We start from the raw sequence: 20,854 nt of genomic DNA on the forward strand, positions 1-20,854 counted from the left end.
CGCGTGGTCAGTTCACAGGCGGCTCGCGATCCTGTTGCGCAGCCGCGCTTTCCACTCGAGATAGGCGTGCACGTCGCTGGTCGCGGTGAGATCGGCCGACGTCTCGTCGGTCCACCCGGCCGCTTCTTCCGCACTCACGCCGATCAGTTGCGCACACGCCGACCGGGTGTGCGCGGGCACGATTCCCGCGCGGACCCTGGCGCCCGCCGCGAACACCACGCCCTGCAGCAGGTGCGTGCGGTGTTCGCCGGCCAGCTCCGCCAGCCGCTCCCGGCCGGTGTCGTCGACGGCCCCCGCGTAGGCGGCCGCCAGCCCGGCACCGCACCACAGATGAGGCCGCGCGTCCGGCGGTGTGCGGCCGATGACGTCCGCGACGCCGTCCGGCCGCCCGGACTCGATGAACCACAGCGCCCGGCCGCAGCCCGCGAGCCTTGCCTGCCAGACAGGTGAGGGCGTGCGGTGTGCCCGCCGCAGCAACGCGCGGACCCCGCCGAAGTACGCCTCGCCGAACCCGGAGCCGTCGATCGCGAGCCACCGCAACAACGGTGTGCGAGGCAGGCGCACGACAGCGGAAACCCTTGCCACGGTGAACAACCAGCCAGCTCCGACGTGCACCAGGTGCGCGTAACCGTCACCCGGTCCCGCGAGCAGCCGGCTCAGCGCCCGTGCCCGCCCCGCCGTGCCCAGGTCGAGCAGACCGGCGAACATGCCGGCGCCCTCGTAGGCGAAGCCGCGTTCCTCGTCGGGGATGGTGGCCAACGCGCCGTGCGGGTCCCGCCACCGGCTCACCGCGAGGTTGAACCCCGCGAGGAAGTTCCGTGCGTGTCCTTCGAGGATCGCGCGTTGCTCCGGACTGTCCGTGCGGAAGCCACGGCGGGAGAAGTCGGCCATGCTGAGCGGCAACCGCAGACCCGACGTGAGCCGAGTGGCCGACAGCGGGCCCGAGCCATGGCGCTCCACACTTCCCACCCCCGGTTTCAATATCAAAACCATTAGCGAATGCGGTTCAATACCTACCAGAACCCGCAGGTGACGCCAATGAACGCTGGCACTTTCACACTAATGGCCTAGCCTCGCGCTAACGTTTCATATAGTTTACGGAGGCGTGAAAGAACCGCGCGCACGTCCATTTCGGACTTGCGCGATTCAACCGGAAGTCAGACCCCCAGCGCGTCCGCCGCGAGCGCCGTGCCCTCGACGCGGGCCGCCACCTTGTGGAACGCGGTGTCGCGCGAGGTCGACGTGTCGTCCGCGAACGGCGAAAACCCGCAGTCGTCACAGGTACCGAGCCGCTCGACCGGGAGGTACTCGCTCGCCTCGAGCACCCGGTCCCGCACCTCCTGCGCCGACTCGACCCTCGGGTCGATCGGATCGATCACCCCGATGAAGATCGTCTGGTCGGGACGGGCGTGCTCGGAGATGACCTTCAGCACGCGCCTGCGGTCGGCTTCCCCCGCCAGCTGGACGTAGAATCGGCCCGCCCGCATTTCGAACAGCCCTGGCAGCAGTTCCGCGTAGTCCACGTCGAGGCTGTGCGTCGAGTCGAAGTCGCCGCCGGGGCAGGTGTGCACCCCGATCCGGGCTCGTTCGTCCGCCGTGAAGCGGTCGAGCACCCTGTTGTTCAGCGCGACGAAATCCTGAAGCAACCCCTTCGACGGGTCGAGTTTCAACGACAGCCGGCCCTCGGTGAAGTCCAGCTGCACACTGGCCGCGCCCGCGTCCAGGCATCGCCGGATGTCCTGCTCGCTCTGCTCGACGAGATCGTTCAGAAACGCCTCGCGCGGATAGTCCCCCAGCTCCTCGGACGGATAGAGCAGGCTCAATGCGGATGGTGCGATGACCGCCTGTTTGACCGGCCGTGCCGTGTGCTTCACCGCAGCACGGAGGTATTCGTCCGCAAATGTCGCATATCGGAATGGCCCCTGCACGAGCCTCGGCAGTTGCCGGGTGTGCCCGTCGGCGAACGGGATCACCGGGCCATCCGGCGCCAGCCCCCCGAAGCCGTCGAGCGGATAGGTGACGAAGCTCGGTTTTGCCTGTTCACCATCGGTGACCACGGTCGATCCCGCATCCTCGAACCGCCTGATCGTGTCCGCGGTCGCCCGCTCGACCAGGCCGTCCAGCTCGGCGCGAGTGATCTCCCCCGCCGCGAACGCCGCCAGGCCCGACAGCAGTTCAGGCGGCCTGGGCACACTTCCAATGGGCTCGGTCGGAATGGGCATGCGAATCCCCCTCGGCTTTGAATGTCGCACTCAGGCCGACAGACCGACTGCCTTCGCCGCCACCGACCCGACAGTTCCCCATGATTCGTTCCCCGCGATCAAGCTAGCAGCGAACAATTCGACCCGAAAGTCGTAGTGCCCGCAATGCACCCGATCGGCGCAGAAGTCGTGAATTCTAGACGGCATGGCAAGGATTTCGTTATGCCCACTAACGATTTCTCACCGCGATCATCATGAGGGCGAACGCTGCAGCGTTGTGGAGGAGGGGCGTACCGCCAGGGCCGTTCGGACCGGTTCCGATGAACACCAACAGGTACTCGAAGTGGTGCCAGAGCTGGACCACCAGCGCCGCGGTCCACCACCGACGCCCGCGGCCGGTGAACGCGGACCTCAGCACGACAAGCCCGATCAGCATCACGAGCGCACAGAAGCGGTCCAGCCACGGCGAGTTCGCCAGCCACGGGAACACGTACCCGAACACGCCGCGGGCGTACGCGTCCGGAAACCCGAGCAGGTATCTCTGGGACACCTGCGCCAGCCTCTCCGTCAGGCACGCCGCCACGACCACGGTCAGCACGGTCAGCTTCACTTCATCAAACTGTACCGACCAGAGGCGAAGGCTCCCGACAGGTGGTCCAACTCACCGCCACCAACGGAACCAACCGGCACTGAAATCCACCGCGAGCAAGCTACTGCGCGGTACGGTCAAGGCCCCGACCTGGGTGCGTCCAGGTCAGGGCCTTGAAAGGTGTTGCTTCAGCTGGTCGCGCTACACGGCGATACGGCCGAAGTGCATCGAGTCCGTGCCGAGCGGGGTCTCCGAGGCCGCGTAGTTGCCGGATTGCCCGCTTGGGGCCGCAAGTGCGACAGCGGCCCCAAGTAGGCCGAACATCAACATTGCAGCGATCATTGAGCGTTTAAACAATGTTGCCCTCTCCTGAGGAGTCTGTCTGACAGACCAGATCTGGCTGCCCACGCCAGATCCTCTCAGGACACTTGGAACCACCTCCAAGCGGCCCCCACGCTCAGCAATCAGCCGTCAACCCGACGGAACACCGTCCAGACCAAGCGTGCAGGATTGACAACACCGCGCTGACACTTTGGGGTGAATCAATCCACTTTCCGTGTACGCGGGACCGGACGGAATGACACCCACAAGGGTGATTCAGCTATTCCAACCCGGTGAGTCAGGGGAGAATTTCACCGCTCAGCCGTTCGGCAGTCTCGGATTGAAGACGCGTCTGGGGCACCGACGGTTGCGTGAAGTCGGCGATTTCGTCCAACTGGGACTCGATGCCGTCAGCCCGCCGGTCGCCGAGATCGTGGAACGCGTCCGCGGCCGACCGCCAGCGCTCCACCGCGGTGTCCAGCTCGCCGGTCTTCCAGTCGATCTGCGCCAGCAGGTCCAGCGCGACCGCTTCGACCTCGCGATCAGTGTCCTGGCACAGCTCCAGCGCGCGGGACGCGTAGTGCCTCGCCGCGACCAGGTCCCCGCTGTCCCTGGTGATCGCGCCGAGCAGCGTCAGCACCGACGCCTCGCCGACCGGCCTGCGCGCCTGCTGGAACATTCCGATGGCGAGGTGACAGTGGCTCAACGCGCTCAGCGGCTGGCCGCGGTCGAACGCCAGCCGGGCCAGCGCCAGGAGGCTGTCGCCCTGGCCGCGGCTGTCTCCGAGCCGTTCCCGCAGATGCAACGCCTGGTACAGGTAGGACGTGGCCTCGTCGAAACGGTTGCCGCGCAGGCAGGTCTCCCCCAGCCGGTGCAGGATCCCCGCCCTGGTGTCGTCTTTGCCGGTGATTGCGAGGGCCCGCTGGTAAGTCGCGATCGCGGTCGACACGGTCTCCGCGCCACGCAGACATTCGGCCTCGTTGCGCAGCAACACCGCGAGCGTCTCGGGGTCGTCGCGGTCGCCGAAGATCTCCCGCGCCTCCCGGAAACACCGGTCAGCCGACTCGTGGTCGTGACGCGCCTTCATGTGGATGAAGCCGAGGTTCAGCAACGTGTCGACCAGCACGGCGACATCCCCGCACGCACGCGCGGCCGCCGCACCTGCCCGCATCACCGCCAGCAGGGCGTCGTTGCGGCTGTAGCGGTAGAACAGCTCGCCGACCCCGTTCGCGAGCCTCCACGCGTGCTCCGGATCAGCCACGGACTGGATCACCGCGACGAGCGCGGCCTCTTCCTGCAGACACCATCGCGCGACATCGTCGTCATCGGCGAAGTCACGCTCACACACGCCCGGCGGCATCGGCAGCGCCGGTACTTCTTTGCGAAAGCCGAACAAATGACGGTCCGCGTTGTGCACGGCGCGCGTGTACCAGGCGAGCATCCGGCCCACCGCCGCCGCACGTTCCGCAGGTTCCTCGTCCTGCTCGGCCCGTTCCGCCGCGTACTCCCGCAGGAGATCGTGCAGTCGGTAGCGATCATCGTCCGTTGCCTCGACCAGCCTGGTCCACACCAGCGAGTCGACGAGTTCGCGGGCGTCCTCACGGTCGGCACCGGCCAGCGCGGCGACGATGTCGAGCGAGACCTCGCGCACCGGGTGCAGGCCGAGCAACCGGAACAGGTGCGCCTGTGCGGCGGTCAGGCTCTGGTAGGAGAGCTCGAACGCGGCACGGATGCTGCCGGCCGAGCCGCTGCCCAGCGACAGCACCGCCCGGTCGCGCACCAGCACCCGGACGAAGTCGTCGAGCGAACGCCGGGGCTGCGCCGCGACCTGCTCGCCGATCAGCTGCATCGCGAGCGGCATGCCGTCCGCCAGCTCGGCGAGCCGTGCCACCGGTGCCGCCTGGGCGCGATCGCCGATCCTGTTCGTCAACCAGGTCATGATGTCGTTGTGCCCCAACGGATCAACAGCAAGGCATCGTCCGTGATGGTGCACCGCCAGCTCGCTCAGGCGGGATCGGCTGGTGATCAGGACCAGGCAGTTCGACAGGACGGGCAGCAGGGGCCGGACGTGGCCGGCGTCCGCGACGTTGTCCAGCAGCACCAGCATCCGCCGGTTGGCGAGCAACTCGCGGAGCCTGGCCGTGCGGGCTTCCAGTGACGGGATCGAGTCGGCCGCGATGCCGAACGCGGCCAGCAGGTCCTTCACCACCTGGGCCACCTCGACGCGCGGGCCGTCCGCCATGCCGTCGAGCGCGGCGAACCAGTAGCCGTCGGGGAACCGGGAGCGCACCGACCACGCCCAGTGCACCGCGAGCGTCGTCTTGCCGACGCCCGGCGGTCCGTCCAGCGCGACGAGCCTGGGCTGCGGCTGCGGGAGAACCAGATTGTTCAGCTGTACCAACATGTCCTGCTGCCCGACGAACGTGTCGGCGTCGTGCGGCAGGTACTGCGGAGTCGGGCCGGCGGGCACGGGCACGAGCTGTTTCGCGTGCTGGACGCGCAGCTCCTCGTGGAACCGGTGCAGTTCCTCCTCCGAGCCGTCCGCGATCTCGGTCCGGATCCGCCGCCGGACGTCGAGGTAGTAGCGCACCGCCTCGACCCGCTTGCGCAGCCCGTACAAGGCGATCAGCCGGTGCCGGGCGAGCATCACGTCGAGGTCGTGCGCGGGCTGGATCTCGTTGAGGTGGCACAGCATCTGTTCGTGGCGGTCGAGCCTTCCCAGGCTGTACAGCAACCCGTTGGCGGCCATCAGGTACTGGTCGCGCAGGAACACCCGGCGCCGGTCGTGGGCCAGGTCGCTGTCGAGGTCGGCCAGCGGCTCGTCGCTCAGCAGCGCGATCGCCTGTTCCGACAACGCGCAGGCTTTCTCGTGGTCCGGCGTCGGCTGGTACGCCGCGGACTTCGCTTTCCACACCAGCTCGTCGAATGCGAAGAAGTCGATCAACGAGCGGTCGACTTCCAGTTTGTAGGCGCGTTCCTCGTTGGAGATGACACCCGGCAGGCCGTGCATCCGCAACGCGGAGCGAATCCGCGTGATGTTGGTCTGCAGGGTCCCGTACGGATTCGCGGGAGGCTCATCGCCCCACACCCATTCCGCGATCGTTCGCACGGACAACGACTTGTTCGCGTGCAACAACAGGACCGCGAGCACGGCGCGTTCTTTCGGCTTCCCCCAGTCCGCGCTGAACCCCGCGGCCGTCCGCAGCCGCGTACGGCCGAGAATCCCGAATGCGATCTCCACCCGCGCCACCCCTCGCCAGGCGCATCTCCCGTCAAGCAGTGTGCCGCGTGTGAACCGCACTTTCCAGCGTTGTTGTCAGTTCGAAGCCGGAAAGCGCAATGAAACGCGCGGAGTCCACGAGGCGTGGAAAGCGCCTTCCGAGATAGCCGTGCAACCCCGTTCCACCTGCGCGTTCAGCGCATTTGTGCGGACCGGAAAGCGATTCGAGCAGACCCGCACCGCACCTTGGTGTCCACAAAACGTCAATCAGGAGGTGCGTTGTGGACGCAGTTGTCATCGGGCTCGGCTTCACCGGGCTCCCCACCGCCGTCGCCGCGGTCCGCGCGGGCATGACCGTGCTCGGGATCGACGCGAACCCCGAACGCGTCCGGGAGATCACCGACCAGCGACCGGGGTGCGGGCTCACCACGGTCGCCGAGCACGACCTGCGGGTCGCGCTCACGAGCGGCCGGCTCCAGTTGCGGCACAACACGGAAGGCATTCCGCACGCGGGCGTCTACGTCCTGTGCGTGCCGACACCCGCGGACCACCACGGCAGGCTCGACGTGTCACTGCTGATTCAGGCAGCCGACGACGTGGCACGGGCGATGCGGCCGGGCGCGCTGGTGATCGTGCAGAGCACCTGCGCGCCCGGCACGGTCGACGAGGTGGTGCTGCCGCGCCTCGCCGCCACGTCCGGACTGTGCCCGGGCCTCGACTTCCACCTCGCGCACTCGCCGGTGCGCACCGACCCCGGCAACGTCTCGGTGGACGCCGTACCGCGCGTCGTCGCCGGCCACACGCCCCGCTGCACCGAGCTCGCGGTCCGGTTCGTCGGCCGGATCGCGGACCAGGTCGTGCCCGTCAGCTCGCCGCGCGCCGCCGAGCTCGTGAAGATCTTCGAGAACACCTTCCGGATGGTGAACATCTCGCTCGCCTGTGAGCTGGCCGCGTTGTGCCGGGTGCAACGGGTCGACGTCGACGAGGTGCTGGAGGCCGCGGGCAGCAAACCGTACGGATTCCTGCGGCACCGGCCCGGCCCCGGCGCGGGCGGCGACTGCATCCCCGTGTCGGCGGGGTTCTTCACGGCCAGCGCCCGCCGGCACGGCCTGCACTCCCCGGTCGTCGACGCGGCGATCGCGGTGAACAACGCGATGCCCGCGCACACCGTGCACCGGGTCCGCGAGGCGCTCGCCGCTCGCGGCCTGCCACCGCTGCGGCGCTGCCGGGTGCTCGTGGCCGGCGTGACCTACAAACCCGACACCGCCAACGTCCGGCAGTCCGCCGCGGTGCGGGTGCTCAACGAGCTGGCCGGCGAGGCGGACGTGGCCTACCACGACCCGTACGTGCCGAATCTGGTGCTGGACAACGGAACCACGCTCCAGTCCCAGCCCGCCACGGCACCCGCCGATCTCGTGCTGATCATGACCAGGCACGCGGCGCACGAGCCGGTGCGGCGTGACGACGTGCCCGTCTTCGACTGCTCCTCCGGCGCACCGGTCGAGGTCGCGTGATGTGGGAGCCGTTCGGGCAGGGTGCCGCACGGCGGGTGACCGTGCCGGACTGTCATCAGGTGCTCGTGCTCGTGCCGCACGTGGTCGCGGGCACCCGGCTGATGGACGTGCTGACGCTGCTGGAGGCCGACCACCGGGTGCAGGTCGTGTGTGCGGTGCCTGCCGGTTCTCCGCCTGGCACCGAGGAGTTCGTGCTCGCTCAGGGCGCGTTGCTGATCCCGTGGGAACACGCCCTGCGGCACCGGTTCGACCTCGTGCTCGCCGCCAGCCACCAGGACGTCGACCGGGTGCACGGCCCGGTCCTCGTCCTGCCGCACGGCGCCAGTGCCGCGAAGTCCCGCCGGCTGCACGGGCACGGCCTCGACCGCGCGTCCCTGACCCGTGCGGGCCGGGTCGTGCCGGCCGCGATCGTCCTGGCACACGACGACGAACTCCTGTTGCTGGCCGACGCCTGCCCGGAGGCCGTGCCGCACGCGGTCGTGGCGGGCGACCTCTGTCTGGACCGGATGCGGGCCTCACAGCCGTTCCGCGCGCAGTACCGGGCGGCCGCAGGCATCGGCGAGGACGAGACGCTCGTGACGGTCAGCTCGACGTGGTCGCCGTCGTCGACGTTCGGCAGCGGACCGGCGCTGTACCGAGAACTCCTGCGAGAGCACCGGGTCGCGGCCGTGCTGCACCCGAACATCTGGCAGGTGCACGGTGCATGGCAGGTCCGCGCCTGGCTGGCCGACTGCGCCGGGCTCGTCGTGGTGCCGCCGGAGGAAGGCTGGCGGGCCGTGGTGATCGCGAGCGATGTCGTCGTCGGCGACCACGGCTCCGTGACGCAGTACGCGGCGGCCGTCGGCGTGCCGATCGTTCTCGCGAGCACTCCCGAGGTGCGGCCAGGCAGCTTCGCGGACCAGCTCAGCCGGCACGCCCCGCTGATCGACTGCGGCCAACCCGTTGTCGCGCAGGCGAAACGGGTGCCGCTGACGATCAGCTCGCGGCCCGGCGAGTCGGCCGCGATCCTGCGCACGACGATGTACCGGTTGCTCGGGCTGAGCGAACCCGCTCGGGCGTGCCGGGCCGAACCGGTTCCGGTGCACCATGTCTGACGGTGTCGCGCGGGTCGGTGAGCTGCTCGTCGTGCACCTGAGGGCCGAGGCCAGGTGGCGCAACCTCGCGGACGTGCTGGTGTGCCCGCCGATGCGGTCAGTGCGACTCGCGCTGCTGCTCGCCGGTCGCCTGGCCGGGGATCACGTCGGGTGCGGGCTCGTGCTCGTGCCGGTCGAGCAGGGCCCGGATGCGGACCGCGGCCGGATCGCCGGGGTCGCGGTGACACGCGAGGGCGGAACGGTAGTGGTCCCGCACCTGCTCGGGGTCCTCCGCCAACTCGGCCAGCAGCACGAACACGTCCGCGCGGTGCAACGGTGACGGGCGCAGGTCGTCGCTCGCCGAGTCGAGCAACGACCGCGCCCGCTCCACCTGGCCCGCACCGGCGCAGGCCCGAGCCAGGAACGTTCGCACTCGCGCCCGCTCGACGGGGTGCGTGAGCAACTCCTCGGCCTGCTCCAGCTCCGCGATCGCTTCGCCTGCCCGGCCCAGTGCGGTCAACGCCTCACCGATCCGCCGGCGCGCCAGGCCGATCTCCCGGTCGCGCCGGCGTTCGAGACGCAGCTCGAGGACCCGCCGGTAGCACCGCAGCGCCGCGTCCGGTTCACCTCGTCCGAGATGCACCCTGCCGAGCATCGACAGGGCCGTCGTCTCGCTCTCCTGGTCGTCCAGCCCGGCCGCCAGCACGGCGTCGAGCTCGGCCGCGGCCTCGTCGTACCGCCGCAGGTTGGTGTACGCCATCGCGAGGCGGTTGCCGAGCCGGGCCGCGGCCACCGGCTGCCCGCAGGCCGGCGCGGCCCGGATGGCGAGGCGGTGCGTCTCGACCCAGTCCGTGTAGTAGTGGCGGTGCAGGAAGAGCGCCCACATCGGTTCGCACAACTGCCAGACCAGCTCGGGCCAGCCGTGCTCGTCCGCACAACGCTGGGCTGCCACGAGGTTCGCGCGTTCCTGTTCCAGCCACTCGACCGGGTCGCCGTCCGCCGCCACGGCCTCGCCGTAGACGGGCCCGAGGTGCTGACGGCCCGGCCGCGCGGCGAGATCGGCGGAGACCGCCTTGGCCAGCCACCACTCCACCACCCGTCTCAGTCCCGGCTCGCGAGCAGGGTCGGGCTTGCTCCGCGCGTGCGTCCGCAGCATGTCGTGGTAGCGGAAGCGGTCGTCGGCGATCTCACTGAGCAGGTTCTTCTCGACGAGGTCCTCCAGCGCGTCCTCGACGTCACCCACCGGCTCGCCGACCATCGCGGCGGCCACCTCGACGCCGAACCACGGCCCAGGCAACCAGGCGCACAACCGGTACAGCCGCGCCTGCCGGGCCGGGAGGTCCACATAGGACAGGTCGAGCACGGAGCCGACCGACGCCCCCTCGTCCAGCTCCGGCAACCGGTCGTCGCGCAACTCGCTCAGCTCCCGCCCCAGCGACCGGCGCGGCCGCGTCGACAGCCGCGCGCCCACCACCGACAACGCCACCGGCAGCCCGCCGCACAACCGCGCGAGCTCACCCGCCGCGTCCGGTTCTGCGGTCGTCCGGTCACCCTTGATGATCATGTCGAGCAACCGCACGGAATCCTGCAGCCCCAACGGTTCCACCTCGACGAACCGCGCGCCGTCGACCCCCAGCGGACTCAACCGCCACCGGCTGGTGACCACGACCGTGCCCGCCGCCGGCAGCAAGGGCCGGACCTGAGCCGCGGACGCCGCGTTGTCGAGCAGCACCGCGAACGCCCGTCCCACCGTGACCGACCGGAACATCGCCTGCCGCGCCGCCAGCGACTCCGGCACCTCCACCACGCCCAGCGCGTGGAGAAACCACTCCAGCACCACCTCGGGTGCCACCGGCCCGCCCGGCGCGTGCGCCCCCAGGTCGACGTAGAGCTGACCGTCCGGGAACTCGGCCCGCCGGTCGTGCAGCCACCGCAGCGCCAGCGAGGTCTTGCCGACGCCGCCGGGCCCGCTGATGACCAGCAGCGGCCAGCCGTTCAGCGCCGCCAGCTCGTGCTTGCGGCTGACGAAGCACCGCGGTGCGGGCGGTAGCTGGAACGGCACCGGCACGGGCCGTTCGCCGTGCAGGTGCAGGACGCCGATCTCCGCGGCCTGCACCACTTGTCTCGCACTGCCCGACATCACGTTTCGCACTGGTTCCGCCTCCCCGCCGGTTCACGCTACGGGTTGGAGGCGTCACAATCAGCCATCTCACGGGTTGTTGCCGCACGTTGTGGTTGAAGTTCTCAGGTCTCGGACGTCGTCAGACGGTCTTCGCGGCGACGGGTTCGACGTCGAGTGGCTTCACCGCGCGAACGATGGCCCCGTGCATGCCGTCGACCGCTTCGAACGTCGGGGTGATCTCGACGTTGGCGAACCCTGCGGCTTCCAGGCCCTCGCGGTACTCGGTGAACGTGAGGGCGCCGGCGATGCAGCTGACGTAGGAGCCGCGTTCGGCTCTCGCGGCGGGTGTGAGGTGGTCGTCGGCGACGACGTCGGAGATGCCGATGCGGCCGCCGGGGCGCAGGACGCGGAAGGTCTCGGCGAACACGGCGGGCTTGTCGACGGAGAGGTTGATGACGCAGTTGGAGATCACGACGTCGATGGTGTTGCCGGGCAACGGGATGGCCTCGATGTCGCCCTTGAGGAACTCGACGTTGGCGGCACCGGCCTTGGTGGCGTTCGAGAGCGCCAGCGCGAGCATCTCGTCGGTCATGTCCAGGCCGTAGGCCTTGCCGGTCGGGCCGACGCGGCGCGCGGAGAGCAGGACGTCGATGCCACCACCCGAGCCCAGGTCGAGCACTCGCTCGCCCTCTCGGAGTTCGGCGACGGCGATGGGGTTGCCGCAGCCGAGTGAGGCGGCCACTGCCTCTGCGGGCAGCTCGTCGCGCTGTGCTGCCGGGTAGAGCGTGGCGCCGAAGGTCTCGTCGACCTCCGCGGCCTGCGGTCCGCAACACCTGCCTCCGCCCTGGACGACGGCGGTCGCGGCGGCGGCGTAGCGGGCGCGGACGGTCTCGCGCAGCTCGGTCTGCTCGCTCATGAGCGGCCTACCTCCAGGCTGTATTGAAGTTTGTCTATGCAGTGTTGCGCGAAGCCCGAAGTGGCGTCAATATTGAAATATGCCGAAGCAAGAGGCCGGTTGCTGCGAGCCGCTGCCGGAAGACCCGCTGGCCGCGGAGCAGGCGGCCGAGCTGTCGGCGATGTTCAAGGCGCTCGGCGACCCGGTGCGCCTGCGGCTGCTGTCGATGATCGCCTCGCGGTCCGAGGGCGAGGTCTGCGTCTGCGAGCTGACGCCGGCGTTCGAGCTGTCCCAGCCCACGATCTCGCATCACCTCAAGCTGCTGCGGCAGGCGGGTCTGGTCGACTGCGAGCGCCGGGGCACGTGGGTCTACTACTGGGTGCGTCCGGAGACGACCGACCGGATGGCCGCGATGCTGAGCAGCGTGAGCGAACGGCGTGCGGTCACGGCCTGATCTTCGCGACCGTCGCCTTCGCGGTCGGCCCGACCCCGATGAGCGTCGCCGACGCGGGTCCGGTCCAGCCGCCGTAGCCGAGCAGGTGCAGGCGCGGCTCCCCGACGGCGGTCGTGCCGTCAACGGCAACGCGACCGTCGGCGTCGCGCACACGCAGCGAAGCCAGGTGGCTCAGGGCGGGACGGAATCCGGTGCACCACACCACGACGTCGGCCCTGGACAAGGCTTCGACGTCCATCGTGGCGGCGACGAGCAGTCCGCTGTCGCGGGCTTCGCGGACGGGCGGCACGGCCACGATGTCGCCGAGTTCGCTGATGCTGCCGCGCCGGGTGGCGATGTCGAACAGCGCTTTGCCGTCGATCTCGTCGGGCAGGTACCGCGGCGGCCGGCGGGTCGTCCAGGTCAGCTCGGTGTGCGGCGCGAGGTCGGCGGCGATCTGGGCGCCGGAGTTGCCGCCTCCGACCACGACCACCTTCTGTCCGGCGAACTCCAGCGGGTCGCGGTAGTCCACGGTGTGCAACTGGCGGCCGGGCAGGTCCATCAGCGGTAGGAAGGGCCGCCACCAGGTGCCAGTGGCACTGATGACATGCCGTGCCGACCATGTCCCGGAGTCGGTGTGCACCAGCAGTCGGTCGCCGTCGCGCGTCACCGAGGTGACCTGAACGGGTCGCTGGACGGGGATGTCGTAGCGCTTCTCGTACGCGGTGAGGTAGTCGACGACGTGCTGGGCGGTCGGGTATCCGTCCGGAAAGGACGGCATGGGCCAGCCGGGCAGCGAACTGTGCCGGGCGACGGAGAACAGCCTCAGCGAGTTCCAGGTCAGCGGCCATGCCCCGCCCGGCACGGGTTGCGCGTCGAGCACCACGTGGTCGATGCCAGCCCGGCGCAGGTAGAAGGCGGCGGCCAGCCCTGCCTGGCCGCCGCCGATCACCACGACGTCAGAGCTGAGCACGAGCCGCCCAGCGCCGCCGGAGCCAGAGGCTGACGTACACGAGCGCGACGAGCACGGGCACCTCGATCAGCGGTCCGACGACGCCGGCGAGCGCCTGGCCGGAGGTCACGCCGAACACGCCGATCGCGACGGCGATGGCGAGCTCGAAGTTGTTGCCCGCGGCGGTGAACGCCAGGGTCGTGGTCCGCTCGTAGGAGAGTCCGGACGCCTTGCCGAGCGCGTACGAGCCGGCCCACATGATGGCGAAGTAGACCAGCAGCGGGACCGCGATGCGGGCGACGTCGAGCGGGCGGTTGGTGATGTTCTCGCCCTGCAACGCGAACAGGATGACGATCGTGAACAGCAGCCCGTACAACGCGACCGGGCCGACGCGCGGCAGGAACTTCGACTCGTACCACTCCCGGCCGCGGGTCCGCTCCCCCAGCCTGCGGCTCAGGTAGCCCGCGGCGAGCGGGATGCCGAGGAAGATCAGGACGGACTTGGCGATCTCCCAGGCGGAGAAGTCGACGGACGCGGTGCCGAGGCCGAGCCAGCCCGGCAGCAGGTCGAGGTAGAACCAGCCGAGGACGCCGAACATCACCACCTGGAACACCGAGTTGAGCGCGACCAGCACGGCGGCGGCTTCGCGGTCGCCGCACGCGAGGTCGTTCCAGATGATGACCATGGCGATGCACCTGGCGAGGCCGACGATGATCAGGCCGGTGCGGTACTCGGGCAGGTCGGCCAGGAAGATCCAGGCCAGCGCGAACATCAGCGCCGGTCCGAGCACCCAGTTCAGCACCAACGACAGCACCAACGTGCGCTTGTCACGGGTGACGGTGTCCAGCTTGTCGTAGCGGACCTTCGCGAGCACCGGGTACATCATCAGCAGCAGGCCGAGCGCGATCGGCAGCGACACCTCGCCGATCTTCACCGCGTCGAGCACGCCCTGCAGGCCGGGGACGAATCGGCCCAGCAGCAGCCCGGAGACCATGGCGACGCCGATCCACACCGGCAGCAACCTGTCCAGGAAGGACAGTCGATGCAGCACGTCCGGTGCCACGGTTTCCTTGGTGCTCAACGGTTCTCCTGGGTGTGGACAGATGTCGTCGCCCGACGACCGGTCGCCGGTGACGGACGGTTCGGTCAGGTCAGTCGCAGCAGGCGCTGGTGTCGCGCAGCGGCCCGCCCGGCGCCAGCACGGCCGCGAGGGTGTCGATGGCGGCGTTGTCGATGCGGTACCAGCTCCAGGTCCCCCGGCGTTCGCGGCTGAGCACACCGGCCTGCACGAGGATCTTGAGGTGATGGCTCAGCGAGGACTGCGGCATGTCGAACTGGTCGGCCAGGTCGCAGAAGCACGCCTCCTGGCCCTCGGTCCGGCGCACCAGGCTGACGAGTTCGACGCGGATCGGGTCGCCCAGCGCCTTGAACAGGCGTGCGGCTGTCGTCGAGTCGAGCAGCGTCTGGTCCGGGCTGGTCATGACGACGACCATAGCGGCTTGGATTGACAAAAGTCGATACACGGGGTGTGATCTGCATCGACGTACTTCGGTCCAAGGAGACCGTGTGGAACAAGGAGAACCGCCGTGCCCAAGACCCCCGAGGTGCTGTTCGTCTGCGTGCACAACGCGGGCCGCTCCCAGATGGCCGCGGCACTGCTGCAGCACTACGGCATGGGCCGGATCGCCGTGCGTTCGGCCGGCTCCGAGCCCGCGGAGAAGGTCAACCCCGCGGCCGCCGCCGCGCTGGCGGAGTGGGGTCTCGACATCACCGCCGAGGTGCCCTCGAAGCTCACGACGGAGGACGTCGAGGCGTCCGACGTGGTGATCACGATGGGCTGCGGCGACACCTGCCCGGTGTTCCCCGGCAAGCGCTACCTGGACTGGCAGCTCGAAGACCCGGCCGGTCAGGGCATCGACTCCGTGCGGCCGATCCGCGACGACATCGACCGCAGGGTCCGCGGCCTGGTCGCCGAGCTGCTCGGCTAACGCGGCACGCCGGCGGTCGACAACGCGGCCGCCAGCACCCCGATCGCGCCCAGCACCACGAACACCGCCGGATAGCCGCCCAGCCACGCCGCCAGCGCGCTGCCCGCCCACGGCGCGATGGCGGCGGTGAGCATGACCGGAGCGGTGAGCAGGCCGTTGAGCTGTCCGTAGTGGACGGCGCCCCAACGGTCGGTGATCGCGGTCGCCTGCACCAGCGTGAAGATCCCGCGCGTGACACCCGCGAGGACCGAGCCCGCGATCAGCAGCAGTGCCGGGCCGGGCACGACGCCCAGCAGTGCGGTCACCACCGCGCTGATCAGGAGGACCAAGAGGGTGCGCGTGCGCACCGACGTCCTCGCGGCGAGTCTGGCGTAGCCGAGCCGGCCGAGCACCTGGCCGACGCCGCCCAGGCCGAGGGCGATCGCGGCGGCCGAGGTGGTCATGCCGCGTTCGGTCAGCAGCGGCACGAGGTTGATCACGACGGCGTACACGCTGAACGCGGCCAGGCTCATCGCGACCACGAGCACCAGGAACGGCCTGCTGCGCGCCACCGCCGACGGCGTGTGGACGGTCTCGTGTTCGACGGACGGCCACGGCAACCGCAGACCCCACAGGTGCAGCGGAATCGTCGTGACAGCAAGGAATCCGGCCAGCACCAGGTAGGTGCCGCGCCAGTCCAGGTGGTCGTTCAGGACAGCGGTCAGCGGCGCGAACACCGTGCTGGCCAGCCCGGCGACCAGGGTGAGCGCGGTCAGCGCGGTCACCCGCCGAGGCCCGTACCACCGGGTCAGCGCGGCGAACGCGGGCGCGTAGAAGATTCCGGCCATGGCGACACCGGCCAGCAGCCACGCCGCGGTGAACCACACCAGCGAATCCGCGGTCGCCAGTGCCAGCAGCGCGAGCACGGCGACGACCGAGCCGGTGGTCATGATCGCGCGCGGGCCGCGCCGGTCGAGCAGCCTGCCCACCGGAATGCCGACCAGACCCGCGACGATCTGGCTCGCGGAGAACCCCGCGGTGATCGCCGCGAACGACCACCCGGTGCGGGAACCGATGGTCGGCAGCAACACCGGGAAGGCGTAGTAGAGCACGCCCCAGCTGATGATCTCGGTGGTGCACAACACGATCAGCACGCGGCGCAGCCCGGCGTCGATGCCTGGCCGCGCCGTCGTGTCAGCGCGCACTGGGCGCGAGGCCGATCGTCAGTTCACCCTGCTCCGGCGAACCGCAGCAGCCGCCCTCGTTCTTCTGCTCCTCCGGCGCGTCGAACACGCCGGCGCCACCGCACACCCCGGTCTCTGGCAGCACGAGCTCGACGCGTCCGGCCGCCTCGTGGTCACCGGCGATCGCGGCCACAACGGACCTCGCCTGCTCGTAGCCCGTCAGCGACAGGAACGTCGGCGCCCGGCCGTAGCTCTTCACACCGACCAGGTAAACACCCGGCTCGGGGTGCCGCAGCTCGTTTTCACCATGTGGGTAGACGGTGCCGCACGAGTGGACGTTCGGGTCGATCAACGGCGCGAGCTTCGACGGCGCCTGCAACACCGGGTCCAGGTCGAGCCGGACCTCCGACAACCACGACAGATCCGGCCGGAATCCGGTCAGCACAACGACTTCGTCGATGCCCGCGACCTGGTGGTCGTCGAACGACTCCAGGGTGAGGCTGCCGTCCGCCGCACGTTCGACCGCCGCCGTGCGGAACCCGGTGGCGGTCTCGACGTGCCCGGCTTCGACAGCCTTCCGGGCACGCAGGCCCAACGCGCCGCGCGCCGGCAACTGGTCGGACTCCCCGCCGCCGAACGCGTTGCCAACCGCACCGCGGCGCAACAGCCACACGATCTTCGTGCCGGGCTCCTGCTCGGCGAGCTCGGCCAGCACCACCAACGCGGTGAGAGCGGAGTGCCCGCTACCGGCGACCGCGATCCGCTTGCCCGCGTAGCGAGCACGTTCGTCCGCGAGGTCTGGCACGCGGTAGGTGATCTTCTCCGCGGCAGCCTGTTCGCCCATCGCGGACAGCCCGTCTCCGCCCAGCGGATTCGGTGCGCCCCACGTGCCGGAAGCGTCGATCACCGCGCGCGCCGTGATCCGCTCCTCCCCCTCGGCGGTCCGCACGTGCACGGTCAGCGGCTCGTCCTCGCGCCCGGAGTCCACGATCCGGTCCCGCCCGCGCCGAGCCAGACCCACCACGCGAGCACCGAAGCGCACCCTGTCGCCCAGCACTTCGGCGAGCGGTCGCAGGTAGCTCTCCACCCACTCGCCGCCAGTCGGGTACGCGCCCCCGTCCGGCCGCGCCCAACCGGCCCGGGTCAGCAGCCGCTCGGCGGCCGGATCGACGAGTTCGCTCCACTGCGAGAACAGCCGGACGTGGTTCCACTGGGACACAGCTGCACCAGCGCGATCACCCGCCTCCAGCACGAGCACGCGCTCGCCCCGCTCGACCAGGTTCGCCGCCGCGGACAAACCCGCAGGTCCGGCTCCCACCACGACGACCGGCAACTCGTTCACCGCACACCCCTTGTATCGACAGACTTCGAATCAACAGGGCGGACTCTATCGACCGGGATCGATAGACGCAACCATCGATTCGCGTCGATACTTCAGCCGTACAGCACAAGGCCGTCGCCTGCTCGAAGCAGGCGACGGCCTTGTGGACCCCTGACCTTTCGTTCCCCCGGGCCGCTGACTACCCCTGGTCGGTCTCGACCGTCGTCGCGGGCTGGCTGCCGGGCTTGCGGCGGTCCTCCAGCTTGATGTCGCACTTGCCCACCAGCGCGACACCGGCACCGATCGTCGTGGCCACCGGCGCGGCCAGCGCCGCGACCAGCCCCAGGGCCACCGGCACCTCCAGCACCACGTCGTCCTTGCTGTCACGCACGACCACGCGACGGTTGATGCCCTCGCTGACCAGCCCGCGAACGGCGTCGACCACCGAGTCGACGGCGGTACGGGCGGACTCGGGCTTGGATTCGCTCATGATTCTCCTCGAACTGCGGACATCCCTTACGACTCCAGAGTGCCGTCAGCCGGGCGCACTGCCATCAGGGTTCCCCCTGATTTAGCCCTCGGGCACGCCGGTGTCCTCAAGGGACAGATCGTTCTGCTCAGGCGAGCGTGCGGGCCAGGGCCCGGCCCGCGGCGCGACCGGAGAAGATGCACCCGCCGAGGAACGTTCCCTCCAGCGCGTTGTAGCCGTGCACACCGCCTCCGCCGAAGCCCGCGACCTCGCCCGCCGCGTACAGGCCCGGGAACGGGGTGCCGTCGGACCGCAGCGCCTGGGAGTCGAGGGTGGTCTGGACTCCGCCCAGCGTCTTGCGGGTCAGGACGTTGAGCCGGACCGCGATCAGCGGGCCGTGCGCCGGATCGAGGACGCGGTGCGGCGACGCGACCCGCGCGATCTTGTCGCCCAGTGAGCGGCGGGCGTTGGCGATGGCCATGAGCTGGAGGTCCTTGGAGTAGGGGTTGCGCACCTCCCGGTCGCGGGCGACGATCTGGCGCTCGATCTCGGCGGCGTCGAGCTGCGGGCCGCGGGCGAGCTTGTTCATGCCCGCGACGAGCTCGGCGACGTTGCCGGCGACGACGAAGTCGACGCCGTGCTGCTTGAACGCCTCCACCGGCCCCGACGCGCCCTTGGCCAGCCGGCTCGCGAGCGCGGCGCGGATGTTCTTGCCGGTGAACTCCGGGTTCTGCTCGGAACCCGAGAGCATGAACTCCTTGCCGATGATCGTCTGGTTCAGCACGAACCACGAGTAGTCGTAGCCGGTCGACAGGATCGCCTTCATCGACTCGTTGGTGTTGAAGCCGGGGAAGTTCGGCGCGGACAGCCGCTTGCCGGTGGCGTCGAACCACAGCGACGAGGGACCGGGGATGATCCTGATCGCGTGGTCGGGCCAGATCGGGTCCCAGTTGTGCAGACCCTCGGTGTAGTGCCACATCCGGTCGCGGTTGACCAGCGTGGCCCCGGCCTCCTCGCTGATGGCCAGCATCCGGCCGTCGACGTGCGCGGGCACCCCGGAGATCATCGTCTCCGGGCAGGGGCCGAGACGATCAGTCGGCCAGTTGGCGCGGATGAGGTCGTGGTTGTGCCCGATCCCGCCGGACGTCACGATCACGGCCTTGGCCCGCAGCTCGAAACCCTCCACGACCGTCCGCGAGGACGCCTTGCCACGCTCCGAATCGGACGGTTCCAGCACGCTGCCCCGCACGCCCACGACGGCGCCGTCCTCGACCACGAGCTCGTCGACCTGGTGGCGGAACGCGAAGCGGACCAGGTCACTGCGCTCGGCCGCGAGCACGGGTTCGACGAACACGCGCACCACCTCCGGGCCCGTTCCCCAGGTCAGGTGGAACCGCGGCACCGAGTTGCCGTGACCGTCGGCGAGGCCACCTCCGCGCTCGGCCCAGCCGACCACCGGGGTGAACCGCAGTCCCAGATCGTGCAGGTACTGCCTCTTCTCGGTGGCGGCGAACCGGACGTAGGCCGCCGCCCACTGCCGGGCCCAGTGGTCCTCGTCGTCCCGGTCGAACCCAGCCGAACCCAGCCAGTCCTGCATCGCGAGGTCGTAGGAGTCCTTGATGCCGTTGCGCCGCTGCTCAGGACTGTCGACGAGGAAGAGCCCGCCGAGCGACCAGAACGCCTGACCGCCCAGGTTCGCCCGGTTCTCCTGCTCGACGACCAGCACCCGGCGCCCCGCCTTGGTGAGCTCGTAGGTCGCGACCAGACCCGCGAGCCCGGCTCCGACGACGATGACGTCCGCTTCCTCGGTCATGACTGTTTCCTGCTTTCGTTGCTGTACGCGGTGACGACACGGGTGAACAGGTCGATCCGGCGCTGCCGCACCACGGCGTTGTCCGGCTCGCTGAGACACTGCAGCGCTGTGCCGTCGTGGACGGCGATGAGCGCCTGCGCGAGGGCGTCCGGGGCGGGCACCTCGCGTCCGATCCTGGCCAGCGCCGCGAGCAGGAACGGCGTGGACGACGCCGCGATCGCCTTCTCCCGGTCGGCGATCACCCGGCGCAGATCCGGATTGCGCAGCGCGTGGGCGGTGAACTCGGCACTGACGCGGTACCACTCCTCGTCCAGCGGCACCGCCTCCAGCAGATGCGCGACGACACCGTCGACGTCGTGCACGGCCGCCCGCTCCACGGCTTGCAGCGCCGTGCGCATCCGGGCGACCAGTTCGGCGGACCGCTGCTCCCACATGGCGAGGAAGAGCTCGTCCAGCGTCGAGAAGTTCGAGTAGAACGCCCCACGCGTGTAGCCGGCGTGGCTGCACACCTGCTCCACCGTCGACCGCCCGAAGCCCTGCTCGGCGAACACCGCCAGCGCCGCCTCCAGCAGCCGCTGCCGGGTCTCGACGCGCCGCTTGGTCACGCGCGGCGCACGCTTGGGCGTCCCGTCCGCGATCGTCTCCATGCGCGCCTCCGATCGATACAGGACTGTATCGGATACACAAGCGTATGCAAGTAGGCGCCGCAGACGTGCCCGCGGCGGGGTGAGGCGGCCAGCAGGCAGTGTGGCCAGCAGGCAGTGTGGCCAGCAGGCAGTG

18 protein-coding genes are annotated in these 20,854 nt (G+C 69.9%); 4 read left to right on the forward strand and 14 right to left on the reverse strand.

What is annotated here, in order from left to right; genetic code table 11:
* Window positions 1-12: 12 nt before the first annotated feature.
* The 4 genes from SK803_RS43370 to SK803_RS43385 all read right to left on the reverse strand — a co-directional run bounded on the left by SK803_RS43370 (window position 13) and on the right by SK803_RS43385 (window position 6,352).
* On the reverse strand, window positions 13-960 hold the full coding sequence (locus SK803_RS43370) for a DUF1702 family protein (protein WP_319972074.1): 948 nt from the start codon (window positions 958-960) through the stop codon (window positions 13-15).
* A gap of 197 nt (window positions 961-1,157) precedes the next feature.
* A complete protein-coding gene (locus SK803_RS43375) occupies window positions 1,158-2,222 on the reverse strand; it encodes a cobalamin-independent methionine synthase II family protein (RefSeq protein WP_319972075.1) in 1,065 nt (354 codons plus the stop codon).
* A gap of 208 nt (window positions 2,223-2,430) precedes the next feature.
* The gene (locus SK803_RS43380) at window positions 2,431-2,811 is read right to left on the reverse strand and encodes a hypothetical protein (RefSeq protein ID WP_319972076.1); all 381 of its coding nucleotides are present in this window, start codon (window positions 2,809-2,811) and stop codon (window positions 2,431-2,433) included.
* Window positions 2,812-3,409: 598 nt separating this feature from the next.
* A complete protein-coding gene (locus SK803_RS43385) occupies window positions 3,410-6,352 on the reverse strand; it encodes an AfsR/SARP family transcriptional regulator (protein WP_319972077.1) in 2,943 nt (980 codons plus the stop codon).
* Between the two features lie 260 nt (window positions 6,353-6,612).
* Here SK803_RS43385 and SK803_RS43390 point away from each other — a divergent pair, with 260 nt between their 5' ends.
* Both SK803_RS43390 and SK803_RS43395 read left to right on the forward strand, forming a co-directional pair.
* On the forward strand, window positions 6,613-7,845 hold the full coding sequence (locus SK803_RS43390; RefSeq protein ID WP_319972078.1) for a nucleotide sugar dehydrogenase: 1,233 nt from the start codon (window positions 6,613-6,615) through the stop codon (window positions 7,843-7,845).
* The gene (locus SK803_RS43395) at window positions 7,845-8,939 is read left to right on the forward strand and encodes a hypothetical protein (protein ID WP_319972079.1); all 1,095 of its coding nucleotides are present in this window, start codon (window positions 7,845-7,847) and stop codon (window positions 8,937-8,939) included. Before SK803_RS43390 ends, SK803_RS43395 begins: the two co-directional genes overlap by 1 nt.
* Window positions 8,940-9,036: 97 nt before the next feature.
* On the opposite strand, the gene SK803_RS43400 is transcribed toward SK803_RS43395, so the two are convergent.
* Together SK803_RS43400 and arsM are read right to left on the reverse strand one after the other, a co-directional pair.
* Complete coding sequence (locus SK803_RS43400; RefSeq protein ID WP_319972080.1) at window positions 9,037-11,070, reverse strand: ATP-binding protein; 2,034 nt, start codon at window positions 11,068-11,070, stop codon at window positions 9,037-9,039.
* 109 nt (window positions 11,071-11,179) lie between these two features.
* Window positions 11,180-11,956 carry an arsenite methyltransferase gene (arsM, locus tag SK803_RS43405; RefSeq protein ID WP_319972081.1) on the reverse strand — a complete coding sequence of 259 codons (777 nt, stop codon included), beginning with the start codon at window positions 11,954-11,956 and terminating at the stop codon, window positions 11,180-11,182.
* Between the two features lie 79 nt (window positions 11,957-12,035).
* On the opposite strand from arsM, the gene SK803_RS43410 reads away from it, so the two are divergent.
* A complete protein-coding gene (locus SK803_RS43410; protein WP_319972082.1) occupies window positions 12,036-12,389 on the forward strand; it encodes an ArsR/SmtB family transcription factor in 354 nt (117 codons plus the stop codon).
* On the opposite strand, the gene SK803_RS43415 is transcribed toward SK803_RS43410, so the two are convergent.
* The 3 genes from SK803_RS43415 to SK803_RS43425 all read right to left on the reverse strand — a co-directional run bounded on the left by SK803_RS43415 (window position 12,379) and on the right by SK803_RS43425 (window position 14,801).
* The gene (locus SK803_RS43415) at window positions 12,379-13,341 is read right to left on the reverse strand and encodes an ArsO family NAD(P)H-dependent flavin-containing monooxygenase (RefSeq protein ID WP_319972083.1); all 963 of its coding nucleotides are present in this window, start codon (window positions 13,339-13,341) and stop codon (window positions 12,379-12,381) included. The genes SK803_RS43410 and SK803_RS43415 overlap by 11 nt on opposite strands.
* Window positions 13,328-14,401, reverse strand: coding sequence for an ACR3 family arsenite efflux transporter (gene arsB, locus SK803_RS43420; RefSeq protein WP_319972084.1), 1,074 nt, complete (start codon window positions 14,399-14,401; stop codon window positions 13,328-13,330). The genes SK803_RS43415 and arsB overlap by 14 nt, the downstream gene beginning before the upstream one ends.
* A gap of 70 nt (window positions 14,402-14,471) precedes the next feature.
* Entirely contained in the window at window positions 14,472-14,801 is a 330-nt protein-coding gene (locus SK803_RS43425; RefSeq protein WP_319972085.1) for an ArsR/SmtB family transcription factor, read from the reverse strand.
* A 105-nt stretch (window positions 14,802-14,906) separates the two neighbouring features.
* Between SK803_RS43425 and SK803_RS43430 the strand changes: the two genes are divergently transcribed.
* Entirely contained in the window at window positions 14,907-15,308 is a 402-nt protein-coding gene (locus tag SK803_RS43430; RefSeq protein WP_319972086.1) for an arsenate reductase ArsC, read from the forward strand.
* Here the strand turns inward: SK803_RS43430 and SK803_RS43435 are convergent.
* The 5 genes from SK803_RS43435 to SK803_RS43455 all read right to left on the reverse strand — a co-directional run bounded on the left by SK803_RS43435 (window position 15,305) and on the right by SK803_RS43455 (window position 20,721).
* On the reverse strand, window positions 15,305-16,492 hold the full coding sequence (locus SK803_RS43435) for an MFS transporter (protein WP_319972087.1): 1,188 nt from the start codon (window positions 16,490-16,492) through the stop codon (window positions 15,305-15,307). The two genes, SK803_RS43430 and SK803_RS43435, sit on opposite strands and share 4 nt — an antisense overlap.
* The gene (locus tag SK803_RS43440) at window positions 16,482-17,813 is read right to left on the reverse strand and encodes an FAD-dependent oxidoreductase (RefSeq protein ID WP_319972088.1); all 1,332 of its coding nucleotides are present in this window, start codon (window positions 17,811-17,813) and stop codon (window positions 16,482-16,484) included. The genes SK803_RS43435 and SK803_RS43440 overlap by 11 nt, the downstream gene beginning before the upstream one ends.
* Window positions 17,814-17,991: 178 nt before the next feature.
* On the reverse strand, window positions 17,992-18,282 hold the full coding sequence (locus tag SK803_RS43445; RefSeq protein WP_319972089.1) for a DUF4342 domain-containing protein: 291 nt from the start codon (window positions 18,280-18,282) through the stop codon (window positions 17,992-17,994).
* Between the two features lie 127 nt (window positions 18,283-18,409).
* Window positions 18,410-20,074 (reverse strand): FAD-binding dehydrogenase, encoded by a 1,665-nt coding sequence (locus SK803_RS43450; RefSeq protein WP_319972090.1) that lies wholly within the window; start codon window positions 20,072-20,074, stop codon window positions 18,410-18,412.
* A complete protein-coding gene (locus SK803_RS43455) occupies window positions 20,071-20,721 on the reverse strand; it encodes a TetR/AcrR family transcriptional regulator (protein WP_319972091.1) in 651 nt (216 codons plus the stop codon). Before SK803_RS43455 ends, SK803_RS43450 begins: the two co-directional genes overlap by 4 nt.
* Between the last annotated feature and the right edge of the window lie 133 nt (window positions 20,722-20,854).

The sequence above is a fragment of the Lentzea miocenica genome, from assembly GCF_033949945.1.
Lineage (GTDB): Bacteria > Actinomycetota > Actinomycetes > Mycobacteriales > Pseudonocardiaceae > Lentzea > Lentzea miocenica.